The organism is Bifidobacterium choerinum, assembly GCF_000741135.1.
Lineage (GTDB): Bacteria > Actinomycetota > Actinomycetes > Actinomycetales > Bifidobacteriaceae > Bifidobacterium > Bifidobacterium choerinum.
This window is the reverse complement of sequence record NZ_JGYU01000002.1, coordinates 271,348-295,765: the sequence shown is the minus strand read 5'-3', so window position 1 is coordinate 295,765 and position 24,418 is coordinate 271,348. Positions and strand designations below refer to the sequence as shown.

Here is a 24,418-nt window from a genome sequence, read left to right as displayed (position 1 = left end):
GCCTGCGGTCCGTGGCCTCAGGCGACGCGTTGCATCATGGCGCGCCAAGGCGCGCCTGGGGTTGATGGTCCGGGGACTCACTTATCCGAGTCGGCGTCGGCCTTCTCGTCGGCGGCGTCATCCGCCTCGGAGGCGTCGGCCTTCGCGTTGAGGTCGTCGATGGCCTGAGCGGCCTGGTTGCGCAGTCCGGCGGCGGCGTCCTGCACCGTCTGCGAGGCCTGCGCGGCACGCTCCTTGAGCGAGTCCTTCTTGTCGCCGGCCTTGTGCGCGAGCTCGCTGTTGAGCTGCTTGCCCTGCTCGACGGTCAGTTCGCCGCGCTCGACGAGGCGGTTGACGAGCTCCTGGCCCTTTTCGGCGGTCGTGGCGATCGCGCCGACGCCCGCGAGGAAGATCTTGCGCAGGCCTTCGCCGAAGTCCGGGATGTTGTTGTTCGAATCGGTCATGATGCCTCCCTGCTCATACCTGTGTTGGTATCGGTTAGTGCCAACTCTACACGTTCCGCCGCGCCGGACGTTCAGCGTGGGCGTAGCTGCGCGGCCTCGCGCGCCCGCTGCGCGATGCGGTCGATGCGCGCGAGCTCGTCGCGCGCCGCCGGCGTGGATTCGGGGCGGAACGCGCCGTAGCGGCGTTCGGCGGCGGCACGGATCAGGAAATCGCTGATCGCCGGGTTCTTCGGCAACAGCGAGCCGTGCATGTAGGTGCCGATGACGTTGTGCACACGCGCGCCTTCGGTGTGGTCCTCGCCGTTGTTGCCCATGCCGTCGCCGTCGACGGCGCCAAGCGGACGCACGCCGTCGTCGAGGAAGGTCTGTCCGGAATGGTTCTCGTATCCGATGACGTCGCCGAAGTCGTCGCTGTGCTCGACGAGGTTGCCGATCATGCGCACGTCGCGGCCGACGGTGTGCGCGCCGATGATCGAGATGCCATCGAGCCGCGCGCCGTCGACCGTTTCGAAGTAGTCGCCGAACAGCTGGTACAGGCCGCAGATCATCAGCATCGGCACGCCGTCCTCGGCGAGCGCGCGCAACGTGTCGGCGCGCGCGTAGAGGTCGTCGATGATCTTCTTCTGGCCGGTGTCCTGACCGCCGCCGCCGAGGATGACGTCGGCGTGCCCGGGCCACGGGTCATGCTGGTTGACGGCGTGGATACGCGGCTCATAGCCGTAGAGCGCGAGCCGGCGTTCGATCGTCAGCACGTTGCCGGAATCGCCGTAGATGTTCATGTCCTTCGGATACAGCGAGACGATGTCGATCGCTCTGCCCATGCGTCGCTCCTTCACTTGCCCACGCCGGCGTCGGCGACGTCGGCGATCTTCGCCAGATACGCACGCACGGCGAGCATCGCCGTGTACGTGCAGTAGATGTGCTTGCGCCGGCCGGGGTTGCGCGCCACGAAGACGGCGACGGCCCGCCCGAGGTCGGTGTCGACGTCGTCGACGCCGACCTCGTCGTAGGCGAGGCGCAGCGCCATGTCCCACGCGCGCACGCCGGAGACGGCCGCGACGCCGCCGGCCTTCAGGCTCGTGAAGTCGACGTCCCACAGCCAGCTCATGTCGCGGCCGTCCGCGTATTCGTCGTTGATGCAGATCATCGTGTCGGCGTCGTCCGGCGGGAACGACGCGAGCGCGAGACGGAATCCCATCGGGTTCTTGACGAGCAGCAGCTCCGTCGGCGAGCCGTGCACATCGATGACCTCGCCGCGTCCGAAGGCGGGCGTCACCTGCGCGAGCGCGTCGAGCAGCTGCGCTGTGCCGGCGCCGGCGAAGTGCTGCGCGCGCATGACGAATCCGTCGCGGCGCGAGGTCGGCAGCGTCGACGCGGCCCGTCCGATCATGTCGGGGCTGCGCAGGTCCTGCTGCACGGCGCGCACGACGGCGAGCGCGGCCGCCGCGTTGTAGAGGTTGTAGACGCCTTCGAGCTTGACCTCCGATTCGTATTCCTGGCCGTCGATGATCATCTGCGCGCGGTGGTCGCCGACCGCCGTGAGCATGACGTCGGCCGGCGTGACGTGCGCGGCCGGTGTCTGCTGCGGCGCCGGCGCGGCGGCGGCGAGCGCGACCGTCGTCGCCATGTCGTCGTCGGTCGGGAAGTAGCGGCGCAACGCGCGCGACAGGCCGAAGTATGACGCGCGCGTGTCGACCGGCGCGAGTTCGGCGAGCGCGGCGATGCGCGGGTCCTCGCGGTTGAGGACGACAGCGCGCGTCGTCGCCTCGGCGACGCGGCCGAGCAGCCGCGCCGTGTTGTCGATCTCGCCGAAGCGGTCGAGCTGGTCGCGCATGACGTTGAGCAGCAGCGCGTACTGCGGCCTGACCTGCGCGACGAACTGCACGGCGTAGGCCTCGTCGAGTTCGAGGACGGCGATGTCGGCGTCGATGCGCCCGCCCATCGTGACCTCGTTGAGCAGCGCGGAGACGACGCCGCGCGTGAAGTTGGAGCCGGTCGGGTTCGTGAAGACGCGCAGTCCGAGCGATTCGAGCATCATCGCGACCATGCGCGTCGTCGTCGTCTTGCCGTTCGTGCCGGAGACGAGGATGACGCCGAGCGGCAGCTGCGCGAGCGTGCGCCGCAGGAACGTCGGGTCGACGCGCTCGACGACCTTGCCGGGGAACGCGCTGCCGCCATGCCGGGTGACGCGCGACGCCCAGCGCACCGTCTTGCCGAGCAGCGGCGTCGCGAAGCCGTACCATGGTCCGCGGCCGACCGCCGTCTTGTCTATTGCCGTGTTCGCCATCTCAGACTCCCTGCTGATAGTCCTGGGGCATGTCCTGGAACTTCGAATACTGTCCGCGGAACGCGAGGTTGAAGGTCGCCGTCGGTCCGTTGCGGTGCTTCGCCATGATGATGTCGGCCTCGCCGGGACGGTCCTCCTTGTCGTAGGCGTCGGGGCGGTGCACGAGGAAGACGACGTCGGCGTCCTGCTCGATCGAGCCGGATTCGCGCAGGTCGGACAGCTGCGGCTTCTTGTCGTTGCGCATCTCGGGACCTCGGTTGAGCTGCGAGAGGGCGACGACCGGCACTTCGAGCTCCTTCGCGAGCAGCTTGAGCGCACGCGAGAACTCGGAGACCTCCTGCTGGCGACTTTCGACCTGCTTGCCGGAGCTCATCAGCTGCAGATAGTCGATGACGACGAGTTTGAGGTCGTCGCTCTGCTTGAGCTGGCGGCATTTCGCGCGGATCTCCATCAGGCTCATGTTCGGCGAGTCGTCGATGTACAGCGGCGCGTCCTTGAGCTTGACGAAGAAGTTGTTGAGCACGTTCCAGCGGCCGGGGTCGATGTCGTCGGCGTTGCGCATCGCCGAGAGCGGGATGTTCGTCTCGGCCGAGATGATGCGCTGCGACAGTTCGATCTGGCTCATCTCGAGGCTGAAGATGACGGTCGTCAGGCCCTGATGGAGCGCGGCGGCGCGCGCGAAGTCGACGCCGAGCGTCGACTTGCCCATCGCCGGACGTCCGGCGACGACGATCATCTGGCCGGGCTGCAGGCCCTTCGTCACCGAGTCGATGTCGCGGAAGCCGGTGAGGATGCCGGATTCGATCTCGCCTTTCTGTATGCGGTCGATCTGCTTGAGCGTCGCCTCGACGGCCGTGGCGATCGGCGTGTAGTCCTGATGCACCTTGCCCATGCTCATCTCGTAGATCTCGGCCTGGGCGAGGTTGACGACCTCCTGCGCCTGCGAGCCTTCGGCATTGTAGCCGAGCTGCGTGATCTTCGTGCCGGCGGCGATGACGTTGCGCAGGATCGCGCGCTGGTGCACGATCGTCGCGTAGTACACGGCGTTCGCGGCCGTCGGCACCGAGCCGATGAGGTCGTGCAGGTAGTCGACGCTGCCCACCTTCTCAAGGTCGCCGGCGTCGTCGAGCCGGTTCGCGACGGTCACGACGTCGGCCGGGTCGCCGGCCGAGAACAGGTCGATGATCGCCTTGTAGATCGTCTGGTGCTTCGGCTGATAGAAGTCGGACTCCTCGAGCGTCTGCGTCACCTCGCCGATCGCGTCCTTCGCCATCAGCATGCCGCCGAGCGTCGCCATTTCGGCGTCGTCGTCGTGTGGCGGCACGCGGTCGAACAACGCCATGTCGTTCTTGTCGTTCCTATCGAATCCTTCAGCCATAACAGTCGATTATATGAAAGGCGAACGCAAAAAGAAGACCTGCGCATGCGAAGGCCGTGCGAGGGCCGCGCACGCACGCGTGTCGGGCCTCCGCACGGAGTGTCGCGGCCGGTCGGGGTCCCCGCGGCCGCCGGATGCGCCGGCCTCAGCAGGCCTCGTCGACGGTGCCGGGCAGCCTGAGCTCCCGTTCGAGTCGCGGCAATACGGTGCGCGAGAAGGCGAGCGTCGACGGGCCGAACAGTTCGACAGTCGCATCGCGCAATGTCGGCTCATCCTTCCACGGCATGCGCGCGAGCCATATGGCCACGGCCGCGTCGCGGATCGAGCAGTAGTGGCGCAACACCTGCGTCCGCTCCTGCAAGGACATGTCGTCCACCCGGCTGTAGTCGATCTCGTTCTCGTCGATGAGCAGCATCGGCATCGCTAGCGTGCCGATGTCGCGCACCATCGTGCAGATCGAGTCGAGGCTCCTGAACGACGCCTGCAGCAGGTCGTCGTCGTGCGTCGCGAGCGCCCCCATCAGCTGGTTGCGCATCATCGCGCCGAGGATCGAGCCGGCGACGTCGTTGAGGTAGAGCATGTTGCGCCACAGCGGCTTGCGCATCTCCTCCTCGCGTGCCTGCGGCGATTCGAAGAGCTCCTCGACGAGCTTCGGCTTGCCGTCCCACAGCGCCTCGACGGCCTGCCGCAGCTGCTGCACGTCATAGAGGAAGCGCTGATCGATGCGCCGTTCAAGCGCCGAGACACATGGCTTGGCCTTGACGTAGTGCGCGATGTCCTCCTCGTTCCAGCCTTCGCCGGCGCGGGCGCGGTCGAGCGCCTCGGCGACGCCGACATGGTAGGAGAAGTACTGGTAGGACGTGCACATGAGGTCATCGTCGTCGGTCGTACGGCTCGGCATCGAGACGTGCACGTCGCCGCGGGCGAGCGCCTGCTCGTATTCGGCGTCGGCCTGCAGCCGCAGCCCGTCGATCGTGTGGAGGATCTCGAGCGACCCCTCGTGCGCGCGGCGCTCCCCTTCGTTGCGGAAGCGGTGGTCCGGCGTCGTGGCCTGCAGCAGCAGGTCGCCGCCGACGGTGCCGTCGGTGAGCAACGTGTAGGCGACGCGCGCGGCGAGCATGCCCGGCTCGCCCCAGCGGATGACGCTGCGAGCGGCCATCGAACGCGTCATGCGGTAGTACTCGAAGCCGTCCTCGCAGCGCTGCCGTTTCGTGCCGAAGCGGCGCTTGTCGCGGCCGCCGAAGCGTTTGTCCAGGCTTTTGTCGTCGATCACGCGGATGCATAGCGGCAGTTCGTCGGCCGGACGGTCGGCGGCGAAGGCTGTGCGCGCCTTGTCCATGCGCTCGTACAGCCAGTAGCCGAGGCCGTGGCGGCGCACGACGTATTCGCAATGCGTCAGGAACGCCCTGCAGTGGTCGATGAAGACGCTGCTGCCCATCTCGGCCGCCGCGCACAGTTCGACCGGCCAGCAGGATGCGCCGAAGAGGTCCTCGCCGAGACCGAGCAGCCGTTCCGGAGCCGGCGGCATGATCGTGCTCAGCATATGGCCTTGCGGAGTGTCCTGTTCATCGACGACGATGCGTTCGGCGTTGACGATGTGGTCGTCGAACAGTGTGCGCAGTTCGACGAGTTTCTCGAGGAACCCTCGCGAATCGAGTGCAAGCATCGCGCCGTTGGCGCCCGGATCTGCTGTTGTGGACATGCGTCCTCCTTGTCCGTGGAATCTCGTTGGTCCGCACCGGTGTTGCAGCCACTGTGCCGTATTGCCGCCGCCTCGCGCCAGCTGCCGGCAAAACTTTGTGGAAATGTGGATGGTCCGCGCATGTCCCACCGATTTGGCGGCGATGTGGATAACCGGTTGCGCCCGCAGCGCAGCCATCATCGCCGTCCGCCGTCCCAGCCCCCCCTATCGGCGTCGCGCGGCCATCCCCATGACGGACCGTCCGCCATCTCCCCATGACGGACCGTCCGCCATCTGGTGATTCGTCCACATCGTCCGAGCCTTGGAACGACGCCGTTCGCACTTTTCGCCGCCTTTATCCGTCGCCATCGACGTTCAGCGGAAGGTGGAACGACATGCGCGGGGAGGAATTGTGGACAACTTCTTCACACTGCACCCCCACTTATCCACATTCTGGGGATAACCATGTGGATTGCGGTGGATTACCGTCCGGGTTATCCACATCCGGTGGATAAGCCTGTGGATAACTTGGGGATACAGCACGGAAAACAGTCCAATCTGAGGCACTCCGATTTGCGGACGCCGCCGAATTGTGCTATACGACGCCGGTCATATCCCGGTCATATCTCTATGCAGCACCCACGCCGGCGCCCGCATGCATCATCGTCCGCGGCGCCCGCCGAACGCGCGCCGCGTCGCATCATCGTCCGGCGATCGCTGCATGCGCGTTCGCGGCCATCGCCGTGACGAGCTGCGCGCTCCACCGGCTCCAGCCGACCTGCCCGGAGATCTGCTCGCCGGCGGTCGCGCCGAGCGACGACATGTCCGCCTTCGTCAGATCGAACAGCATGTCGAGCAGCACCGGATCGTGCCCGACATGCGCGGCGAGCTCCTCGCCGACCTGCGGATCGTTGGGATTGCGCGACGTCGAGAACTCGGACAACGTCAGATGCTCGCGCACAAGCAGCGTAGCCATCCGCACGATCGACGCATCGAAGCCCATCCGCTCGAGCACGGCGCGCGCATGCCGCTCGCCTTCGCGCGCATGGTCGGTGACGCGCGGCCGCTTGCCGATGTCGTGCAGCAGTCCGGCGAGCAGCAGCGCCGCGTAATGCTCGTCGTCATACCCGCCGCGCGCGAGCCGCGACGTCACGGCGATCATATGACGGTCGATCGTGTAGCGATGCGCCGCCGACGCGCTCGGCCGGTTGCGGATCGCCGCCCATTCGGGCATCCAGCGGCTCGGGATGTCGACGAAGTCGAGCTCCTCCCAGACGTCGAGCAGCCGTTCGCCGCTCGCGAGCAGCCGGATGAAGTCGGCGCGCGACGCGTCGTCCCAGTCGGCGTAGTGGATCGGCGACGTCGCGAGGTTCGCAAGCGTCGACGTGTTGATCGGCAGCCCCCGTCCGGCGGCGGCCGCGGCCACGCGCAGCGGCAGATCGGCGTCCTGCGACGCGTCGACGCCGGGAGCGAGCACGACCTCCTGCTCGTGCAGCGCGACGCCGGGCGCGAGCAGGTCGAACTTCGGCGCCTCGCGCCTGCCGCCGGCGCGCGGATGCATGATCTGGAAGAACGAGAAACGCGGCTGCTCGTGGACGAGCGTATGTTCGGCGCGCGCGGCCGTCGCGTCGAGCGAGAATGCGATCGTGCGGCCGAGGCGGGCGAGCAGGGTGAGCAGGTCGTCGATCGACGTCGCCGCACGTTCGTCGCCGGGCAATGTCGGATCGGCGAGGCCGAGCATCGCCGCGACCGTCGCCTGATACGGCGCGAGCAGCAGATTCGTGTCGCGGTGCGCGGCCAGATGGATGCAGTCGCGCACGTCGAGCAGCCGCTCGACGGCGGCATCGTAGCGGCCGTGCGGACGATCGGCGAGCCACGACGCGGACAGCGCCGCCGTCAATACGACGTCGCGCAGGCCGCCGCGCGACTCCTTGATGTCGGGCTGGTTGACGTAGGGCATGCGGCCGAAGCGCTCGAGGCGCCGCTTCGCCGAGTCGAGCAGCTCCGGCAGCCGTTTGCGCGCGGCCTTGCGCCACCGTTCGAGGATCGAGACGGCGGCGGCGGTGACGAGCGCCGCGTCGCCGGCGACCGGCCGCACGTCGAGCCATCCCATTGCCGCCGGCAGGTCGGCGTCGGTCACCGATTCGCATTGCGCGCGTGTGCGCACCGAATGGTCGAGGTCGATGCCGCCGTCCCACAGCGGATACCACAGCCTGTTCGCGAATTCGTTGAGCTGCGCGCCGCTCAATGCCCTGCCGTCGTGGATGAGCACGAGATCGAGGTCGGAGCTCGGTCCGAGCTGGCCGCGCGCGAGCGAGCCGACCGCCGCGAGCCCGATGCCGTCGCGCGGCACGTCGAAGGGCACGGCCGCGCACGCCTCGTCCCACAGCCGCGCGAGCGCGTCCATCGTGAGCGCCGTGCGCGCCGCGCGTTTCGCCGCGCCGTCGCGCAATACGCCGTCCATATCGGGTTCGCTCAGTGCGAGCAGACGTTGTCTGAGATCGTCGACCGCCGTCGTCATCGTCGGTTCCTCCTGACTGCGATGTGCGAGTCTCCGCTGTGCAGTCTCGGCTTGCGCAGCCGCCGCGTATACGTATATGTAATGACGGCCTCCGTGCACGTCGTGCAGCGGAGGCCGTCTCAGGGTGTCACATGGTTCGTTCGGGTCAGATGGCCGCGGATCCCGTTTCGCCGGTGCGCACGCGGGCGACCATGTCGAGCGGGGCGACCCAGACCTTGCCGTCGCCGATCGTGCCGGAGCCGGCGGACTTGATGATGACGTCGACGAGCGTTTCGGCGTCGGCGTCGTCGCACAGGACCTCGACACGGACCTTCGGGATCAGGTCGACCGTGTATTCGGCGCCGCGGTAGATCTCGGTATGTCCGCGCTGACGGCCGTAGCCGTTCGCCTCGGAGACGGTGAGGCCGTGGACGCCGGCGGCCGCGAGGGCCTCCTTGACGTCGTCGAGCTTGAACGGCTGGATGATTGCGGTGATGAGCTTCATGACTCACATCTCCTTGATGACGGAGCTGGCGGTGCCAGCGAAATCGTATGCGCGTTCGCCCTGATCGGCCAGATCGATGCCGCCGATCTCCTGGGCCTGGGTCACGCGCCAGCCGACGGTCTTCTCGAGACCGAAGGCGATGATCGTGGTGATGACTGCGGAGAAGGCCATCGCGACGAGAGCGATGACGATCTGCACGACGAGCTGACGCCAGTCGCCACCGCAGAACAGACCGGTGTCCTGCATGAAGAAGCCGAGCGCGACGGTGCCGATGAGGCCGCCGACGCCATGGACGCCGACGACGTCGAGCGAATCGTCATAGCCGAGCTTGTACTTGAGCGAGCAGGCGAAGCAGGTCACGATGCCGGCGATCGCGCCGAGCACGATCGACCAGATCGGGGAGACGACGTCCGCGGCCGGCGTGATCGCGACGAGGCCGGCGACGATGCCCGAGGCGGCGCCGATAGCCGTGTAGTGGCCGGTGCGGATCTTCTCGGTGAAGCCCCAGCCCAGCATCGCGGCGCCTGCGGCGAGCGACGTGGAGACCCAGGCGTAGCCTGCGGCGCCGTTCGCGGCGAAGGCGGAGCCGGCGTTGAAACCGAACCAGCCGAACCACAGCAGGAACGCGCCGAGCATGACGAAGGGGACGTTGTGCGGGCGCATCGGCTCGGTGCCGAAGCCCTTGCGCTTGCCGATGATCAGCACGATGATCAATGCCGCGACGGCTGCGTTGATATGGACGACGGTGCCGCCTGCGAAGTCGTGCGCGGCCGCGCCGATCGCCTGCGAGATCGGACCGTCGGCGGACAGCAGGCCGCCGTTCCAGACCATATGCGCCATCGGCGCGTAGTCGAAGGTGATCCACAGCGCGACGAAGATCATCCACGTGCTGTACTTGACGCGCTCGGCGATCGCGCCGCAGATGAGCGCGACGGTGATCATCGCGAAGGCGGCCTGGAAGCCGACATCGACCGAAGCCGGATAGTTGTTGCCGTTCATGCTCGCCGATGTGAAGACGCCGTCCTGCGCGACCATCGTGTCGCGCAGCAGGAAACCGGTCGCCGGATCGCCGAAGACGCCGCCGATCGAATGGCCTGCGTAGGCGATCGACCAACCCCACAGACCCCAGATGATGATCGTGACGGACAGGGCCGCCGCCTCCATCATCATCATGTTGAGCACGGCCTTGGCACGGACCATGCCGCCGTAGAAGAATGCAACACCGGGTGTCATAAGGAACACCAAGCACGCGCTCGTCAATATCCACGCGGCATTACCGGAATCAAGCTGTCCCATACGGCCACCTCCCTCTCATATGTTCTTGTCTTGCCTTGTCCGCCGAAGGAGACGGCGGGCGACTCTCTTGATTTGCAGTCCCTTGCGGAACTCACAAGCCATATGGAACGCCCCGCGGATGTTGAGCATGTTTCGCCGCGTTACGAAAGTGTAAAACGCCGCAATACGGCGAAACGGGGCATGGACCATATGGCCCATGCCCCCGTTTCCCGCTCAATTCCGGCGCTTCGCGACCGTTCCCGGCTAGTCGCCGAGGATGCCGTCGACGAAGGATTCCGGGTCGAACGGCGCGAGGTCGTCCGGTCCCTCGCCGACGCCGACGAGCTTGACCGGCACGCCGAGCGCCTTCTGCACCGAGATGACGATGCCGCCCTTCGCCGAGCCGTCGAGCTTCGTCAGCACGACGCCGGTGATGCCGATCGCCTCGGCGAACACCTTCGCCTGCGTCATGCCGTTCTGTCCGGTCGTCGCGTCGAGCACGAGCAGCACCTCGGCCACCGGCAGGTTCTTCTCGGTGACGCGGCGGATCTTGCCGAGCTCGTCCATCAGGTTCGCCTTGTTCTGCAGACGTCCGGCCGTGTCGATGATGAGCACGTCCATGCCGGTCTCCTTCGCCTTCGCCGAGGCTTCGAAGGCGACCGACGCCGGGTCGGCGCCGTCCTTGTCCGAACGCACGACCGGGACGCCGACCTTCGCGCCCCAGGTCTCGAGCTGGTCGGCGGCGGCCGCGCGGAACGTGTCCGCCGCGCCGAGCATGACCTTCTTGTCCTCGGAGACGAACAGGCGCGCGAGCTTGCCGGTCGTCGTCGTTTTGCCGGTGCCGTTGACTCCGACCATGATGATGACGCTCGGCGTGCTCGCGACCGGCTTCTCCGCTTCGAGACGGCGGTCCATGTCGGTGCCGACGAGGTTGAGCAGTTCGGCGCGCAGCGCCTCATGCAGCTGCTTCGGGTCGGTCTCGCCGGTCACGCGCGCGTCGCGGCGCAGCTGCTCGACGAGTTCCTCGCTCGCCTCGGCGCCGACGTCGGCGAGCAGCAACGTGTCCTCGACGTCCTCCCAATCGGCTTCGGACAGCTGGTCCTTCGCGAGGATGTTGAACAGCGCCTTGCCAAAGGGGTTGCTCGACTTGGAGAGCCGTTCGCGCAGGCGCTGCAGACGGCCCTTCTTGCCGACCGGCTTCTCGGGCTTCTCCTCGACCGGTGCAGGCACCTCCTCGACGATCGTCTCGTCGACGACGGCCGGCTCGGCCTCCTCTTCGGCGACCTGCTGTTCGGCCTCCGGCGTTTCGACGACCGTCTCCTCGGCGGATGGCTCCTCAGCAGCCGACGTCTCCGCAGCGGTTTCCTCAGCGGCTGCCGCAGTGGTCTCTTCGACCGTCTCCTCGACGACCGGCGCCTCGGCTGCCCCAGCGGGCTTTTCAGCGGATTCCGCAGTGGCTTCCTCACTGGATTCCTCAGGCTCGGGCGCCTTCTTCGGCTGCGGATGTTCGGGTTTTGCGGCCGGCTTGACCGGCGCCTTGGCGGCGGCCGCGCGCTGCTGCTGCTCGCGTTCGGCGGCGAGGCGTGCGTCGGCCTTCGCCCTGGCTTCCTCCTGCACCTTGTTGATTCTCTTCTTGCGTGACCGATCGGCCCAGATGCCGCCCACGATGAACAGCACGGCGATGACCACGACGGCGATGATGCCGTACACGGTGTTCGTATCCATAGCCTCAGCCTAAAAAACTCAACGGACACGGCCAATCAAGAGGCCGTGAAAGAATACGCGGTATGGCAAACGCTTTCAGAATGTCGTCTTATCAGCGTCGCGAACAGCTCATCCGCATCGGCCGTTCGCTGTTCGCGTCCAAGGGTTTCGAAGCGGTCAGCGTCGAGGAGATCGCCGCGACCGCCAAGGTCAGCAAACCGATCGTCTATGAGCATTTCGGCGGCAAGGAGGGTCTGTACGCGGTCGTCGTCGACCGCGAGATGCGCGCGCTCAACGACGCGCTGTTCCAGGCGTTGTCCGGCGAGAACGTCCACCCGCGCCAGATCGTCGAACGCACGACGCTCGCGCTGCTCACCTACATCGAGGAGAACGCCGAGGGCTTCCAGGTGCTCGTGCGTGATTCGCCGACGACCGATCCGACGAGCTCGTTCTCGTCGCTGCTCGGCGACGTCTCCACGCGCGTCGGCGAGATCCTCGAGGAGTGGTTCAAGCGGCAGAAGCTGCCGGCGAAGCATGCGCCGTACTATGCGCAGATGCTCGTGGGCATGACCGTGTACACCGGCCAGTACTGGGCCGATCAGCGCAAGCTCAGCAAGGAGCAGCTCGCCGCGCTCATCGTGAACCTCGCATGGAACGGCCTGTCGCGCATGCAGGCGAAGCCGGAGCTGCGCTTCGAAGGCGAGAAGGCGCACAAGGAACGCGAGCGCGCGGCAAAGGACTCGCAGTCGGCGCCGCCGTCCGTCGAATCCGCATCATCCGAAGACCATGAGGATGCCGACGGCGGCGACGACGTCACCGCATCCAGTGATCCGACATCCTGAACGCGTTGTGCATCAGGTTGCTTGACGTGTAGAGCACCTGGTCGAGCAACGTCTGCGTGCGTGCGCGCAGCCACGTCGCCATCGTCTCGTTCGCGTCGGAGAGCGCGAGCCGCACCGCCGCGCGGCGGTCGTCGTCGGCGTCGTCGGCGAGCGCGTCCGTGTCCTCGGCGATCGATTTGTCGGTGTGCTCGACGAGGTTGAGCCCGTAGGAGAGCACGTCCTCGATGTACTGTTCGATCTCGCCGTTCGTGTCGAACCAGTGGGCGTCGGCGATGACGGCGATGATGCGGTTCATCCAGTACAGCGAATCGGTCGACGCGTGCACCGGCTCGGTGTCGCGCAGGAACGCCGGCGTATCGAGCACGTTCGCGTAGAACGGCGCCGGCGCAGTGAACGCGCCGCAGCCGTAGGAGATCCACATGAGCGCACGGTTCGCCTCGGGCATGTACGGGCGGATCTGCATGCACACCATGTGGCCGGTGCGGTTGATGCCGATCGGGCGGTAGCGGTGGCGGCTTTCGGCCGTGCCGGTCGTGCCGTAGGGATCGTAGGGCGTGCCTTCGAAATGCGAGCCCATCAGGAAGGCGACGTCCTCGACGCTCACCTTGCGTTCCGGTTCGCGGCACCACGGCAGATCCTGCGAATCCGGGCGGTACCGGGCGTCCGGGCCGTCCCAGTCATGCGACGGGTTCAGATAGCGCTGCATGTACCATGCGCGCGGCGTGTTGTAGATCGCGTCCTTCGGCGTCGCCGTGCCGAAGGCGCCGCGCGTGTCGAAATGCGAGGGGCTGTTGTTCTCGGACGTCATCGCACGGTTGAGATGATGCTCGTCGATGAATTCGCGCAAGTCGTCGCTGCACATGTTGTTGCGGCGTTCGCTCAGCGCGTCGTCGAAGTCGAGGACGTCGATGCCGAGCTGGTTCGGCACCGCCGCGTAGCAGTCGTCGGGCACGCGGCGCGCGATCCAATGGTGGCCGCCGATCGTCTCGACGTACCAGATCTCGTCCACGTCGCTGATGATGATGCCGTTCGACTCGTAGGTGCCGTACTGCTCGAGCAGTGAGCCGAGGCGTTCGACGCCCTCGCGCGCCGTCGTGACGTACGGCAACACGAGTGTGATGACGTCCTCCTCGCCAAAGCCGCTGATCTGTTCGCCGCCGGCGTCCTTGTCTGCCTTGACATACGGGTCGGCGGCGAGGACGCGCGGATTGACGCTGATCGTCTCCGTCGCGCTCATCGCCACATTGTGCTCATTGACGCCCGCCTCGGCGAGGATGCCGCGGTTGTTGCGCACATTCGGCACGATGCTGTAGCGGCACGGGTCGTCGGGCAGTTCGATGCGGAAGGTTCCGGCCACGTTCGAGTAATCCCGCGGCTGGTCCTCGGGGGCCACGACGATGAAGCGCTTCGGGTCGTAGGTGCCGCTGCCCGAGTCGTCGTTGCGCGCGATGATCGTGGATCCGTCGATGCTGGCTGATTTTCCGACTAACAGTGTGGTGCAAGACATGATGCCCATGCTAGTCGAACCGGCGATTTGCGAAATCAATCCGGCAATGTATAATTGCAGGTTGTTGCCCCTCTAGCTCAACGGTTAGAGCAGCGTCCTTTTAAGTCGTGGGTTCAGGGTTCGAATCCCTGGGGGGGCACCACCGAAGGCCCCGAACCGTTGCAATCACAGCGGTTTGGGGCCTCACTCATATCCAGCACATCCACCAACGGAACCGGAAAAGGGACTGCATAGGGACTGATTCAGCGATAAAAGCCCTATAGGCCCTCCAACCCTCCCCACGCATCCAACGTCTTCGCCGTCTGCACCGTGTGCAGATTCCTCGCTATGTACACTTTCTCAGTAAGCACAGCATCCTCATGGCCCAAGTAGTCACGAATCGCCAACGTCGAAGCCCCCTGCGCCTCCAGGATCGACGCGCATGTCTTCCGGAACGAATGCGACGTGAGATTCAGATCAGGATAGCCAAGCGCCGCACGGTTATCCCGAAGATGCCTATCCAGCAGATTCCCCTCACGGATATTGCCCGTAGGCAATGGGAACACAAGGTCATGCGGGTTAGGCAATCCGTCCGCCTGCTGCCGCTCTTTACGCGCCTTCAACAGGTCCACCACGGCCGCGGGCACGTGGATACGACGCTTGGATGCCGGTGACTTCACCCTTGGAACCACGCGCATACCCTCATGGGCGATACGCTTCGCCTGCCGTTCCACACGAATCTCACCAGTATCAAGATCCACACAGTCCCATTGCAGTCCGCACGCCTCGCCCACGCGCAACCCGGTGCCGACCATGAACCGGCACAAGTCCACTTCATCGTTACGCACCAGTGCTGGAATGCACTCAATGGCCTTGAACACCGCGCTCAACCCGTCCAACGGGATCGAATCGGCCGCGCGTTCCTCCGCGTCGTCGGGACGCTTCACCCTATCCAGTTCCAACACCGGATTATGGTTGATCGCACCGTTCTTCACAGCAATCTTGAACATGCCGCTCAACACCGTCTTGCACGTCTTCGCCGCCCCATGCCCATGTTCCGACACGACGTCATCGATGAACCGTTGCAGCACCATCGGCGTCGCCTCACGAATCTGCAAACCGCCGATAGCGGTATAAATCGTAGCCACACTGGAACGATACGCCGCAAGACTACCGTCGCTCAGCTTCCCGGCCTTGTCTTCCATGAACAGTTCCGTCAACCGACGCAACAGCATACGATCATCCACATCACCGCCCACATGAAGATTCAACCCGGAAAACGCCTGCTCGACATTACGCCTCGCACGCTCCCTGGAATCACCCATGCGCGGCAGCTTATGCAACTTGCCATCCATGCCGCGATAACGACACACGGCCCGCCAACGATCGCCTACCGGCTCATACCAGATTTCACCATGCTGCCCCAACGGGATACGCTCACGCGGCATAACTAACCACGCTTCCAATCAGCCGGCGGCAACAAACCTTCCTTGCGCGCACGGGTAATCCACCTGCGCACACTGCCCGGAGCAACATCTGAATTAAGCTCAACCATCAGGTTCGCGACGTTAGCGTCCGGATGCTCACGTGCCAAAGCGTCATACTGTTCAGCAACCAAGGCATAGAACCAAGGACGCTTAGAGTACTTCGCCGGCAACGGATCAAGAATGTTCGCCGGAGAATAGACGGTATCTCCTTCGCTATCGCTATCTTCAACCCAATACTTCTTCGGAATACCTTTTCGTTCAGGAAAATCCAACAAAAAAGCTCGATTGAACGAAATATTTTTCTCTGCATCATGCTGTGCATATGCAGCCAAAATCGCCCTAATGGGTATGTCGCGCAAATCACCGCCGCGTATCTCACCATCCCATCCACTTAGGATAACCATATTCTTAATCGAGTATTCTATAGACATACTCGGCAGCGAACGCACCCCATTACAAGGCACGCGCGATAGTTGCAGAATTATTCGCGCGCCAGTATCAAGATTTTCAAGGCAATGCAGATGGTTTGCTGCCGTGTTGATCATTTTCTCAAAAGCTTGAAAGGCCTGCTTTGTACCAAGAGACTTTACTTCATCTCTATCTTCTTCAAGCATAATTACTTTAGCCCATTTTTTCTCGTCAAAAAATAGGCTCTCTTTCCACGGTTCAGGTAGGCGCACTGGTTCATGTTCTTGCTCGGGCATACCCACAGGATACCCGACCCTTTAACCCACAGCCCCTACCACTCCCTGAAAAGCCGTTACCCGCGTTACCCGCGTTACTTAGCCGATTTCAGCCGTTACCGCTCTGTTACCACGCGTTACCAACCCCCTACCCCGTCCCGAAAACGCGTTACCGACGTTACCTTGTTACTTCAACGGTTCCAGCCGTTACCATGCTGTTACCCCGCGTTACCAACCACAGACCAGCCAGGAACACACGAGATGCAGTGGCGATCCACCACCCCACGGGCCACAACCCGATGACGCGCGGTTATTCAGTAGGCACGCGCATGTCATGGTGGCAAAGGGGGTCGCGATCCACGAGCATCAGGCGCAACACTGTCAATCCGGCAGTTTTGGGACGTCCACCGACCATCAGCAGCATAGAAGCCCCTAAACGCCCATCTAACGCGCTCTCATACCATACACGACAAACCATACACCCACGCACTGCACGCGCCACACGCGCCACACGCACACCGTTCCGCAACGTCTGGACACACCCGGGGCGGGGAAGGGTACCCCCGCCAATCTGACCGAGGCCGCTGGGGGTTCTGGTTCTGACACCGAATGCCCCCTGAGACTATTTGGAATAGGTGTAACACCTCCACCGAAAGCCAGTCGGCAGTAGGGCTGAGGCGGGTTTTGCAAAGCGCATGGAAAAGGGCCTCGCTGAATGGCGGGGCCCAATCACCGACTTGCGGCCGTCACGCAGCCGGCAGCACAACCTTGCCGAGGCGTTCGGGGTGGGCGAGCCCGTACCCGAAGCGCATGACCAAGCGCATCACACTGGAATCGTAGGTGAACAACGCGTCCTTGCTCACAGCCGCTTCCACCTGCGAGACGGAAACGAACACGTCCTTCGCGCTCAACGCCAACACCGTGTCAGCCGCAGCGTACGAGTTGAAGAACACGGGCACGTTGAACAGGCGGGGTTCGGCGCTGGAGGTGACATCGGGCGCGATCAACGGGCGTCCGTCCTTGGCGGTGAGCGCCATGAGCCGCGCCCAGACGGAATACCGCATGACCAAGGCCGAGGGTTCCGCACCGTGGTCGGTGATGGCGCTGAGCACGTTCAGGATCGGGCTCAAGTCCTTCAGTTCGGTGACGGTCTCCGTGGTCAGGCCGTCGAGTTTCGCCAGGCCAGCCGGTGCGCCCGCCGCCGAATCCGCCGCCGCCGACAGGAACATCGCGTCTACCTTGTTCGTGACGGCGTTCGCCGCGCTCGTGGACACGAGTTTCGTCGCATCCGTATACGTCAAAGCCTCGTTCGTGATCGGAATGGTGAGCGCTACTTTGTGTGTCGCGATCTCGATTTCATTGAGCGCGGCCGAGGTCTGGGTGATTTCGGCGCCCTCCGCGACAACGCCCGCCGTTGGGTCGGTTTCCACGTACGGAATCCGCACGCGCGGCGCGTCACCCTGAATCGTTACCGTCGGCGTCGCACAGTTCGTGTTCAGGGCCACCGCCTCCTTGATAACCTCGTCGGGCGGCAGCAAGTTGGTGTCCGCGAACGCGGCTTTTGTGATTGTTGTTTTAAAAACTGGCATCAGAATTCCTTTTTTCCGTGTCGCCCCACCCCCAGAAACGAAAAACGGGCGCGCGGCGACGATACTTGAATCATCATCCGCGCGCCCTGCGCAACGGTTTCGGTGCCCTGCACCTAGCTTCGATTATACCTCAGAACCCGCTTTATTTCAACGTTTCGTGAGCTTTTGAGCTACGCTCTCCATACCGTGACCGGACGCATCCTTCAGCTTGCCGCCACCGACCTTGTTCGCTTGAATGCCAGCAAGGAAACGCTGACGCACCACAAAGCTCTCAGCCTTCGCGTTCGCGATTTCAGCCGCGACCTGCTCGAACGTCGCCGCCCACTCTGCGAGGCCGTCCGGCGTGTCCGCTCCGCACAGGGCGTCGAGCACGTCTTCACTAACGTGGGGGTGCTCGCTGACCGCCTTCTGCCGGGCGAGCTCCATCTGCGCGGCCGCGAGCTCCTTCTCTGTGTCGGTCAGGTCGTCAGCGTCCACCGGGGCCTCGCCACGCAGGGCAACCACGAGGCCGATAGCCTTGTCAGCCCAAGCGGCGAGGCCGTCCGCGTCGATGCCCTCCGGCGCGAACTTCTCGATCAACTCGCCGGTCAGTTCCGGGTGCGCCGCTGTGACCGCCTGCCGGGCCTGCGAAAGCCGCAACTCAGCGATCTGTGCTCGAAGCTGGGCGGCTTCCTGTTCGGCCGCATCCGCACGCTCAGCCGCCTCACGAGCCTGCACGCGCCGCCGTGCCGCCTCAGCCGCCAACTTGTGGTCGCCGGCGGCGTGCAAGTCCTGCGCCTGCGCGTCGGCCAGGCTGATGTTCTCGTTATCGGTCATGTGTTTCTCCTTTTCGTCAGATCAATTCATATATTGCAGCGAGTTTCGCGTGCAGCTCGTCGAGTTCGGTCTCGAGCGCTGTCACGTATTTTCGTTTCCAATTGCCTTCGCTCACGCGCTCACCGTCGGCGAAGTAGGCGATGCGATTATGGCCGCCCTCGTGGTATCGCCTGACTTCCATACCGGGCACGTGATCCCACATCAGGCGACCTCCGGGTCGTCGTCTGCAATATCGTCGTTCACGATCTCCGGTTGCAGTAGGCTCACTTCGCCCGCGTCAAGCTGTTCCTGCCACTCGTCCGCGATCCACTCCAGCGCGTCCGCGTAGTCGTCCCTGAACAAGGCCGCGACGTCTCGCAAGTCGTCGGGTGAATCCGCGCGAAACTCTGGGTCGAGCTCCATGGCGAACCAGCTCGCGCCGCGTTCGTCACGCCACACGCCGCCGAAGCCGTAGAGGCCTCGATGCAGCTCAATTGAGGGTTTACGCACATATGCGCCGTCTACAGCCTCGTCGGGGTCGAGGCCGACACCACGCATCAGCGTCGCCGCTTGTGGCTCATTATGCCCTGCTTCGAGAGACGTGGCGATACGTTCGAGTGCGACGCGAACGCCGTGCAGATCGTCTGCCGCCTCCTGTTCCTGGCGTTCCCTGCGCGCCCATTCATCGAACTCCGAAAGGCGGGAATCCGGTCGGCGTGCCTCCGCCATACGCGCGGCCATGTAACGCCCATGGGCCTCGGGGTCGCGGGTCTCGTCCGGAGCACCACCGTGCGCAAGCCAGAGCTGTCGCAACTCTTCAAAATAGCTCATTTTATTTTCCTTTCAATTCATGCGGTTTGTTTGCGGTCATTGTTGGCTATGCCGAACTGTTCCTCGGCAGCAAGGGCGTGCGCCTCGGTGAGAAGAACGGCAAGGGCTTCGCACACCGGGCACGACACCTTCACCGCATCCACCTTGGGATCGCCCGCATGGAACACCGTCGCCATCGGCTTCGCCGCCTCATACTCGAGGCCGCAGAGACGCTGACCGGTGTCGGTTAGTTTCAGATGGATAACCTTCTGCAAGGGCCGCACAGTACGGCGTCGATAGATCTCAGTCATCGGTTTTTCCTTCCTTTGGATCTTGTTCAGGTACGTATCTCGTCCAGGCGTCAACGAAGTCGTCACGCATGAACCCTCGAGCCCTGACGCCGCCGAAATTGACGGTATGCGACGATCGGACACCGAAGTTCTTGAGTGTCTTCGCGATGAACGCCGGCGTGACGCCTCCGCCATCAGGGCCCATCGTCGCCCACGGCCGCTCGTCCATCTTGTTGAGCTCTGTGGCGAGCTCCTTCGCCTGCACGCGCTCAACCTGCATCGTATCGAACACGACGCGAATGTCTGCGAGCAGCATCTCGCCCAACGACTGCGGTTCGCTCTGCTGTTCCTCGATGATTCCCGGAGCCACAGAGGCCAACCATTCGGGCCAATTCCCGCCCGCAAGCTGCGCGACAACGAAGAGCGGTTCCCACACATCGGCCACGCGATCATGGACTGCCGGCGGCAGCGTCGGGTAGTCGTCTTCGCCATATTCTTCGAGTATGCCGATCTTGTCGGCGCTCCAGGCTTCCAGCTGGTCGCGAAGCTTTGCGCTTTCCTTGTCCACCAGACGTTCGCGGTACGGGCGGATCTGCTCCGTCGCCAGCCGACGCTTCATATGGCAAATAATCGCCCGGTCTTCGATGGTGTCAGGCAGGTTCCCGATACCGGCGAGACACGTTGCCGAGAACACCGGAAAGTCGCGCGGCTGCACGTCTTTGTTCTTGATTTCCACGCGCCCAACGACCGCGCCGCGCCGATAACCTCCGTTCACGATGGCTCGGACAGCTTCGGCGTTCTCTGTCTTGCCTATGAACAGCGCATCCGTTTCATCGATGAAGATCGTCGGAATGCGTTCGCCCTCCTCCGCTTCGAGTTTCCTGAACAGGTATGCTGCGGATACGTTGATAGCGTTGACCGGGTTCGGGCACAGCGCCGACACGACTTCTTGGGCGCGCGTCTTCCCAGAACGCTTCTCCGGGCTGACGAACAGCAATCGCGGTGTCGTGTAAAAGCCTTCAATGAGCCAGGCGTGCCCCACCCACAACGCACAGATACGCGCCCACACCGGGCTCGGGAACGCGACGTATCCGGCGATCCAATCTGCGACGTCGTTGAGCAGTCGGGCCCCGTCAGGCACCGGCATCGTGGCTTCCTCGGGTTCCACGAATGTTTCGTTTTTCTGCGCCGTAATTGCCTCCTCTGTTGCCGCCGCGACACGGTTGACGTGCTCCAACAGCATCTCCGCCGTCGCCGCCGTCTTCTTATCAGCTGCGATCTTCGCGCCCATAGTCGTCTCTCCCCTCAGCTGCATCTTTTTCGAGTTCCGCCACCCACGGCAACGGTTTACCGTTGAATGCACGTGGGATGCCGTCGCCGACGTATTCGCGCTCCGGAATCGTGAACCGCACCAGCGGCGATTCAGCCAAGGACGGGGCCATCATGCTCATGCGGCCACCTCCTCGTCGCCGACGACTGCCAAGACCTGCGCGATCGTCGCCGTCGTAATGGAAAGCTCATGCTGCGCAGACACGGCGCGGCGGGTGTCCAGTTGCATCCGCTCGTCCGATTCCAACTGCCGAAGTGTCGAGAGCAGAGACGACACGATTCGCGCCCGTTCGGGCGGCGTGTCGTTCGATGCTTTCGCCACCGCGACAGAGTTCGATATGTAGGTAATCAGCCTTGCAATGTGGCGGATGGATACGACGGCGCCGACGTTCGCGTCGTTGATTTCCGCCACGGCGGCCGACATCTGCGCGGCGAGCGTGGCGAGGACGACGACCAGCTCGTCGATCAGCGTCATCTCCGCCTCGAGTGGCTTCTTCCTAGTCATCTCGTCTCCTCCTTTTCTTCGTGGGCTTTCAGCCATTCATCGACAGTGTCGGCATTCCACCGAAGCCGCCCACCGATCTTTATTGCCGGCGGCACAGTTTCCGGCATATACGTCCGCCGGCGGTAGATCGAATGGCGAGAAAGGCCCATCAGGCTCCCAAGCTCGTCGATGCTGATGTACTGCATCCCAACCTCCTTAGTGCGAATCTTGCATTTATCACATCTACAGATATACGACGCTAACGTGATATCTGCAAATTTCACAGTTGTTTCGGCGTGTCGCACCACCTATCCACAAAGCGAACATTTCCGAACGTAACAGAAAGTAACAGCACAGTAACGGCCGAAAACGTTGCAGTAACGCGGGTAACGCGGGTAACGCGTTTTCAGGACGGTAACAAGCGGAGACGGAACCATACGCCGACGCACACCGGCAAGGACATGGCGTGCTCCCATGCAGAAAAGGGACTGTATAGGGACTGATTCAGCGATAAAAGCTTTCCCACTACCGCTAAAAGATTCCAGCAATTTCAAGGGGTTAAGCACACTAGAGATAAAGCCCGCTAACCGCCTCTAACCGCCCTAATTTAAGTCGTGGGTTGTGGGTTCGAATCCCACGGGGGGTACCGAGCAAGGCTCTGAACCATTGGAATCCCAACGATTCAGAGCCTTCACCATATCCGTGCGCCGGCAGTCCGCACCCTTGTTTGAGTGCACTTTGGGTGCACATTCAGCGATAAAACCCCTACAGCCCAGCCAACCCGCCCCAAACATCCATCGCGTCTCACCCATCGACGGCGCCAGCGCCCCATCGGCCCCGCTCATGCTCACCCATCATCATCTCGCCACCTGTCCCAGCCCCGGCGCCGCATAGCTCGAGGTTTCCCTCAAACTATCGAGTTATGCGCCCAAGCTGCAATCCGACGCCGGCAGCCCCATGACGCCTATCGGCGCAACTGCACAACATCAACCATGACCCCAGTCCAACAGCACGCTTTTGCACACGAACCGCACACCAACGCACATCATGCCCCATTCGAAGCCGGACGTCCGCGCATATCTCGACACTTCCCGGAAACTATTGAGATATGCGCACAGCAGGCGACCGCACGCGCACACCCGTGCACTCACCACACCTCGTCAATGTCGCGAATCAGCCGCAGAATCAACGCCTTGATTTCGGGGATCTCCACGCGTTCCGGCGTCATCAGCCAGAAACGCACGCCCGAGATGAACGCACTCGCGATCATCTCAAGCACAAGCGCGCGGTTGACGGTCGACGGCCGCAGCCGCTGCTCGCGGGCGCCGTCGGTGAACAGCCGCTCCCAGAAGTGGTAGCCGAGCATGCGCTTCCATCGATCGACAAAACGCGCCGACGGCAACTCGACGAGCAGCAGTCGAAATTCATCCTCATGCCGGTGCAGCACACGCACGAAGGCGTCATAGGATTCGGTCGCCGACGCGCCGCCGCGCGCGAGCGCCCGCATCGCGTCGCCGGCGTCGCACAGCTCGGCGAGGATGCGCTGTTCGATGACGTCGAGCACGGCATCGGCGTGCGCGTAGTTCTTGTAGAACGTGCTGCGCGCGACGAACGCGCGTTTCGCGAGCGCGCAGACGGTGATTTCGGCGGCACCTTTGCCGGTGTCGTGCATCCAGTCGACGAGCGCGCGTTCGATCTGCCGCCGCGCCGGCGTCTGCGTCGGCGGATGGGTCAGCTCGAGCACATCCGCATACGGATTCGTTTCCGTCATCGCCGTCAGCATAGACGACGACGGTGGACACTTTCGTCGTTTTTGCAGCCCTCCCCTCGTCTGAACGCGCCGTCGACGCATTTGAATGGGTAGTCACTTGGGTCGTATGCGGCCCGCAGTTCGTCGAAAGGGTGCCCATGTCGAGTTCGTCGTCCGCCGCCATCACCGCCGCGCGTCCGAAAATCGGCGTCATCGACGTCGGCGGCGGCCTGCGCAGCGCGTACGGCGCCGGCGTGCTCGACTGGTGCCTCGACCACGATGTGCGTTTCGACTACGGGCTCGGCGTCTCCGCCGGCGCCGCCAACGTCACGTCGTATCTCGCCGGGCAGCGCGGGCGCGCCTTCCGTTTCTACGCGGACTACTCGTCGCGCCCCGCATACATGGGCGTCGGCAATCTGCTGCGCACCGGCTCGTTTCTCGGCCTCGACTACATCTACGGCACGTTGATGAACGCCAGCGGCGAGGATCCGCTCGATTACGACGCGTTGACGTGCGGCGGGGTGCCGTATCGCATCACCGTGACGAACGCGCTCAGCGGCACCCCCGAGTATTTCGGCCCGGAGCATATGCGGCAGGATGATTACGACGCGCTCAAGGCCACCGCGTGCCTGCCCGTCATCGACCGCCCGTACGTCATCGACGGCGTCCCGTATTTCGACGGCACAATCAGCGATCCGATTCCGGTGCGGCAGGCCTTCGCCGACGGCTGCGACAAAGTCGTCGTCATCCTCACGCGGCCACGCGACTTCCGGCGCAAGGCCTCGCACGACGCCGGCAGCTCGACGCTGCTGCGGCTGCGCTACCCGAAGGCGGCGCGCGCACTCGCCCACCGCGCGCCGTCCTACAACGAGGAGCTCGACCTCGTCGAGCGGCTCGCGCGCGCCGGCAAAGCCTGCATCGTCGCGCCGCAGTCGATCGACGGCATGAGCACGCTCACCCGCGACGCCGACGCGATCGGGCGTCTCTACCGGATGGGACTTGCGGACGGTGCGACAATCGCCGATTTTCTCGCCGCCTAAGGTGGGCGTCCGCGCGCATGCGCAGCGTGGAACAATGTGAAGAATCCGTGTTTTCAGTGG

General features: G+C 64.0%; 24 protein-coding genes and 1 tRNA gene. 3 read left to right on the top strand and 22 right to left on the bottom strand.

Annotated elements, in window-relative coordinates:
- Window positions 1-77 precede the first annotated feature (77 nt).
- The 9 genes from BCHO_RS02240 to ftsY form a co-directional block, all read right to left on the bottom strand.
- A complete protein-coding gene (locus BCHO_RS02240; RefSeq protein ID WP_024541419.1) occupies window positions 78-443 on the bottom strand; it encodes a phasin family protein in 366 nt (121 codons plus the stop codon).
- Window positions 444-514: 71 nt separating this feature from the next.
- Window positions 515-1,264 carry a type 1 glutamine amidotransferase gene (locus BCHO_RS02235; protein ID WP_024541420.1) on the bottom strand — a complete coding sequence of 250 codons (750 nt, stop codon included), beginning with the start codon at window positions 1,262-1,264 and terminating at the stop codon, window positions 515-517.
- A gap of 11 nt (window positions 1,265-1,275) precedes the next feature.
- Complete coding sequence (locus BCHO_RS02230; RefSeq protein WP_024541421.1) at window positions 1,276-2,730, bottom strand: Mur ligase family protein; 1,455 nt, start codon at window positions 2,728-2,730, stop codon at window positions 1,276-1,278.
- Between the two features lies 1 nt (window position 2,731).
- Entirely contained in the window at window positions 2,732-4,108 is a 1,377-nt protein-coding gene (gene dnaB / locus BCHO_RS02225; RefSeq protein ID WP_024541422.1) for a replicative DNA helicase, read from the bottom strand.
- 145 nt (window positions 4,109-4,253) lie between these two features.
- The gene (locus BCHO_RS02220; RefSeq protein WP_024541423.1) at window positions 4,254-5,810 is read right to left on the bottom strand and encodes a hypothetical protein; all 1,557 of its coding nucleotides are present in this window, start codon (window positions 5,808-5,810) and stop codon (window positions 4,254-4,256) included.
- Window positions 5,811-6,489: 679 nt separating this feature from the next.
- Window positions 6,490-8,310, bottom strand: a complete 1,821-nt coding sequence (locus BCHO_RS02215; RefSeq protein ID WP_024541424.1) for a [protein-PII] uridylyltransferase family protein — start codon at window positions 8,308-8,310, stop codon at window positions 6,490-6,492.
- A 145-nt stretch (window positions 8,311-8,455) separates the two neighbouring features.
- Window positions 8,456-8,794 (bottom strand): P-II family nitrogen regulator, encoded by a 339-nt coding sequence (locus BCHO_RS02210; RefSeq protein WP_024541425.1) that lies wholly within the window; start codon window positions 8,792-8,794, stop codon window positions 8,456-8,458.
- A 3-nt stretch (window positions 8,795-8,797) separates the two neighbouring features.
- Window positions 8,798-10,090 (bottom strand): ammonium transporter, encoded by a 1,293-nt coding sequence (locus tag BCHO_RS02205; RefSeq protein WP_024541426.1) that lies wholly within the window; start codon window positions 10,088-10,090, stop codon window positions 8,798-8,800.
- Between the two features lie 243 nt (window positions 10,091-10,333).
- Complete coding sequence (gene ftsY / locus BCHO_RS02200; protein WP_024541427.1) at window positions 10,334-11,794, bottom strand: signal recognition particle-docking protein FtsY; 1,461 nt, start codon at window positions 11,792-11,794, stop codon at window positions 10,334-10,336.
- Window positions 11,795-11,856: 62 nt separating this feature from the next.
- Here ftsY and BCHO_RS02195 point away from each other — a divergent pair, with 62 nt between their 5' ends.
- Window positions 11,857-12,615: a TetR/AcrR family transcriptional regulator gene (locus tag BCHO_RS02195; protein WP_024541428.1), complete on the top strand. Its 759-nt coding sequence runs from the start codon at window positions 11,857-11,859 to the stop codon at window positions 12,613-12,615.
- On the opposite strand, the gene BCHO_RS02190 is transcribed toward BCHO_RS02195, so the two are convergent.
- On the bottom strand, window positions 12,587-14,122 hold the full coding sequence (locus BCHO_RS02190) for a C69 family dipeptidase (RefSeq protein ID WP_024541429.1): 1,536 nt from the start codon (window positions 14,120-14,122) through the stop codon (window positions 12,587-12,589). The two genes, BCHO_RS02195 and BCHO_RS02190, sit on opposite strands and share 29 nt — an antisense overlap.
- Before the next feature lie 66 nt (window positions 14,123-14,188).
- On the opposite strand from BCHO_RS02190, the gene BCHO_RS02185 reads away from it, so the two are divergent.
- A tRNA-Lys gene (locus BCHO_RS02185) sits at window positions 14,189-14,264 on the top strand.
- Between the two features lie 115 nt (window positions 14,265-14,379).
- Here the strand turns inward: BCHO_RS02185 and BCHO_RS02180 are convergent.
- The 12 genes from BCHO_RS02180 to BCHO_RS02135 form a co-directional block, all read right to left on the bottom strand.
- On the bottom strand, window positions 14,380-15,426 hold the full coding sequence (locus BCHO_RS02180) for a tyrosine-type recombinase/integrase (RefSeq protein WP_051354931.1): 1,047 nt from the start codon (window positions 15,424-15,426) through the stop codon (window positions 14,380-14,382).
- 125 nt (window positions 15,427-15,551) lie between these two features.
- Entirely contained in the window at window positions 15,552-16,292 is a 741-nt protein-coding gene (locus tag BCHO_RS09165) for a hypothetical protein (protein ID WP_152595877.1), read from the bottom strand.
- 725 nt (window positions 16,293-17,017) lie between these two features.
- Window positions 17,018-17,860: a phage major capsid protein gene (locus tag BCHO_RS02175; RefSeq protein ID WP_024541431.1), complete on the bottom strand. Its 843-nt coding sequence runs from the start codon at window positions 17,858-17,860 to the stop codon at window positions 17,018-17,020.
- Between the two features lie 147 nt (window positions 17,861-18,007).
- Window positions 18,008-18,676, bottom strand: a complete 669-nt coding sequence (locus BCHO_RS02170; RefSeq protein WP_024541432.1) for a hypothetical protein — start codon at window positions 18,674-18,676, stop codon at window positions 18,008-18,010.
- A 16-nt stretch (window positions 18,677-18,692) separates the two neighbouring features.
- Window positions 18,693-18,857: a hypothetical protein gene (locus tag BCHO_RS02165; RefSeq protein WP_155803921.1), complete on the bottom strand. Its 165-nt coding sequence runs from the start codon at window positions 18,855-18,857 to the stop codon at window positions 18,693-18,695.
- A gap of 20 nt (window positions 18,858-18,877) precedes the next feature.
- Window positions 18,878-19,486, bottom strand: coding sequence for a hypothetical protein (locus BCHO_RS02160; protein WP_024541434.1), 609 nt, complete (start codon window positions 19,484-19,486; stop codon window positions 18,878-18,880).
- 17 nt (window positions 19,487-19,503) lie between these two features.
- The gene (locus BCHO_RS02155) at window positions 19,504-19,776 is read right to left on the bottom strand and encodes a hypothetical protein (protein ID WP_024541435.1); all 273 of its coding nucleotides are present in this window, start codon (window positions 19,774-19,776) and stop codon (window positions 19,504-19,506) included.
- Window positions 19,769-21,046, bottom strand: a complete 1,278-nt coding sequence (locus BCHO_RS02150; protein WP_051354932.1) for a DUF3631 domain-containing protein — start codon at window positions 21,044-21,046, stop codon at window positions 19,769-19,771. Before BCHO_RS02150 ends, BCHO_RS02155 begins: the two co-directional genes overlap by 8 nt.
- On the bottom strand, window positions 21,024-21,206 hold the full coding sequence (locus BCHO_RS08950; protein ID WP_034247930.1) for a hypothetical protein: 183 nt from the start codon (window positions 21,204-21,206) through the stop codon (window positions 21,024-21,026). The genes BCHO_RS02150 and BCHO_RS08950 overlap by 23 nt, the downstream gene beginning before the upstream one ends.
- Window positions 21,203-21,589, bottom strand: a complete 387-nt coding sequence (locus BCHO_RS02145) for a hypothetical protein (protein ID WP_024541437.1) — start codon at window positions 21,587-21,589, stop codon at window positions 21,203-21,205. The genes BCHO_RS08950 and BCHO_RS02145 overlap by 4 nt, the downstream gene beginning before the upstream one ends.
- Window positions 21,586-21,774: a helix-turn-helix transcriptional regulator gene (locus BCHO_RS02140; RefSeq protein ID WP_024541438.1), complete on the bottom strand. Its 189-nt coding sequence runs from the start codon at window positions 21,772-21,774 to the stop codon at window positions 21,586-21,588. Before BCHO_RS02140 ends, BCHO_RS02145 begins: the two co-directional genes overlap by 4 nt.
- A gap of 941 nt (window positions 21,775-22,715) precedes the next feature.
- On the bottom strand, window positions 22,716-23,339 hold the full coding sequence (locus BCHO_RS02135) for a TetR/AcrR family transcriptional regulator (protein WP_231371397.1): 624 nt from the start codon (window positions 23,337-23,339) through the stop codon (window positions 22,716-22,718).
- Window positions 23,340-23,476: 137 nt separating this feature from the next.
- Between BCHO_RS02135 and BCHO_RS02130 the strand changes: the two genes are divergently transcribed.
- On the top strand, window positions 23,477-24,358 hold the full coding sequence (locus tag BCHO_RS02130; protein ID WP_051354933.1) for a patatin-like phospholipase family protein: 882 nt from the start codon (window positions 23,477-23,479) through the stop codon (window positions 24,356-24,358).
- The last annotated feature ends 60 nt before the right edge of the window (window positions 24,359-24,418 follow it).

Bases quoted from the DNA above. Each gene is read 5' to 3' on its own strand.
- BCHO_RS02240 (WP_024541419.1), bottom strand. From the start codon at position 443: ATGACCGATTCGAACAACAACATCCCGGACTTCGGCGAAGGCCTGCGC.
- BCHO_RS02235 (WP_024541420.1), bottom strand. From the start codon at position 1,264: ATGGGCAGAGCGATCGACATCGTCTCGCTGTATCCGAAGGACATGAAC.
- BCHO_RS02230 (WP_024541421.1), bottom strand. From the start codon at position 2,730: ATGGCGAACACGGCAATAGACAAGACGGCGGTCGGCCGCGGACCATGG.
- dnaB (WP_024541422.1), bottom strand. From the start codon at position 4,108: ATGGCTGAAGGATTCGATAGGAACGACAAGAACGACATGGCGTTGTTC.
- BCHO_RS02220 (WP_024541423.1), bottom strand. From the start codon at position 5,810: ATGTCCACAACAGCAGATCCGGGCGCCAACGGCGCGATGCTTGCACTC.
- BCHO_RS02215 (WP_024541424.1), bottom strand. From the start codon at position 8,310: ATGACGACGGCGGTCGACGATCTCAGACAACGTCTGCTCGCACTGAGC.
- BCHO_RS02210 (WP_024541425.1), bottom strand. From the start codon at position 8,794: ATGAAGCTCATCACCGCAATCATCCAGCCGTTCAAGCTCGACGACGTC.
- BCHO_RS02205 (WP_024541426.1), bottom strand. From the start codon at position 10,090: ATGGGACAGCTTGATTCCGGTAATGCCGCGTGGATATTGACGAGCGCG.
- ftsY (WP_024541427.1), bottom strand. From the start codon at position 11,794: ATGGATACGAACACCGTGTACGGCATCATCGCCGTCGTGGTCATCGCC.
- BCHO_RS02195 (WP_024541428.1), top strand. From the start codon at position 11,857: ATGGCAAACGCTTTCAGAATGTCGTCTTATCAGCGTCGCGAACAGCTC.
- BCHO_RS02190 (WP_024541429.1), bottom strand. From the start codon at position 14,122: ATGTCTTGCACCACACTGTTAGTCGGAAAATCAGCCAGCATCGACGGA.
- BCHO_RS02180 (WP_051354931.1), bottom strand. From the start codon at position 15,426: ATGGGTGATTCCAGGGAGCGTGCGAGGCGTAATGTCGAGCAGGCGTTT.
- BCHO_RS09165 (WP_152595877.1), bottom strand. From the start codon at position 16,292: ATGCCCGAGCAAGAACATGAACCAGTGCGCCTACCTGAACCGTGGAAA.
- BCHO_RS02175 (WP_024541431.1), bottom strand. From the start codon at position 17,860: ATGCCAGTTTTTAAAACAACAATCACAAAAGCCGCGTTCGCGGACACC.
- BCHO_RS02170 (WP_024541432.1), bottom strand. From the start codon at position 18,676: ATGACCGATAACGAGAACATCAGCCTGGCCGACGCGCAGGCGCAGGAC.
- BCHO_RS02165 (WP_155803921.1), bottom strand. From the start codon at position 18,857: ATGGAAGTCAGGCGATACCACGAGGGCGGCCATAATCGCATCGCCTAC.
- BCHO_RS02160 (WP_024541434.1), bottom strand. From the start codon at position 19,486: ATGAGCTATTTTGAAGAGTTGCGACAGCTCTGGCTTGCGCACGGTGGT.
- BCHO_RS02155 (WP_024541435.1), bottom strand. From the start codon at position 19,776: ATGACTGAGATCTATCGACGCCGTACTGTGCGGCCCTTGCAGAAGGTT.
- BCHO_RS02150 (WP_051354932.1), bottom strand. From the start codon at position 21,046: ATGGGCGCGAAGATCGCAGCTGATAAGAAGACGGCGGCGACGGCGGAG.
- BCHO_RS08950 (WP_034247930.1), bottom strand. From the start codon at position 21,206: ATGAGCATGATGGCCCCGTCCTTGGCTGAATCGCCGCTGGTGCGGTTC.
- BCHO_RS02145 (WP_024541437.1), bottom strand. From the start codon at position 21,589: ATGACTAGGAAGAAGCCACTCGAGGCGGAGATGACGCTGATCGACGAG.
- BCHO_RS02140 (WP_024541438.1), bottom strand. From the start codon at position 21,774: ATGCAGTACATCAGCATCGACGAGCTTGGGAGCCTGATGGGCCTTTCT.
- BCHO_RS02135 (WP_231371397.1), bottom strand. From the start codon at position 23,339: ATGACGGAAACGAATCCGTATGCGGATGTGCTCGAGCTGACCCATCCG.
- BCHO_RS02130 (WP_051354933.1), top strand. From the start codon at position 23,477: ATGTCGAGTTCGTCGTCCGCCGCCATCACCGCCGCGCGTCCGAAAATC.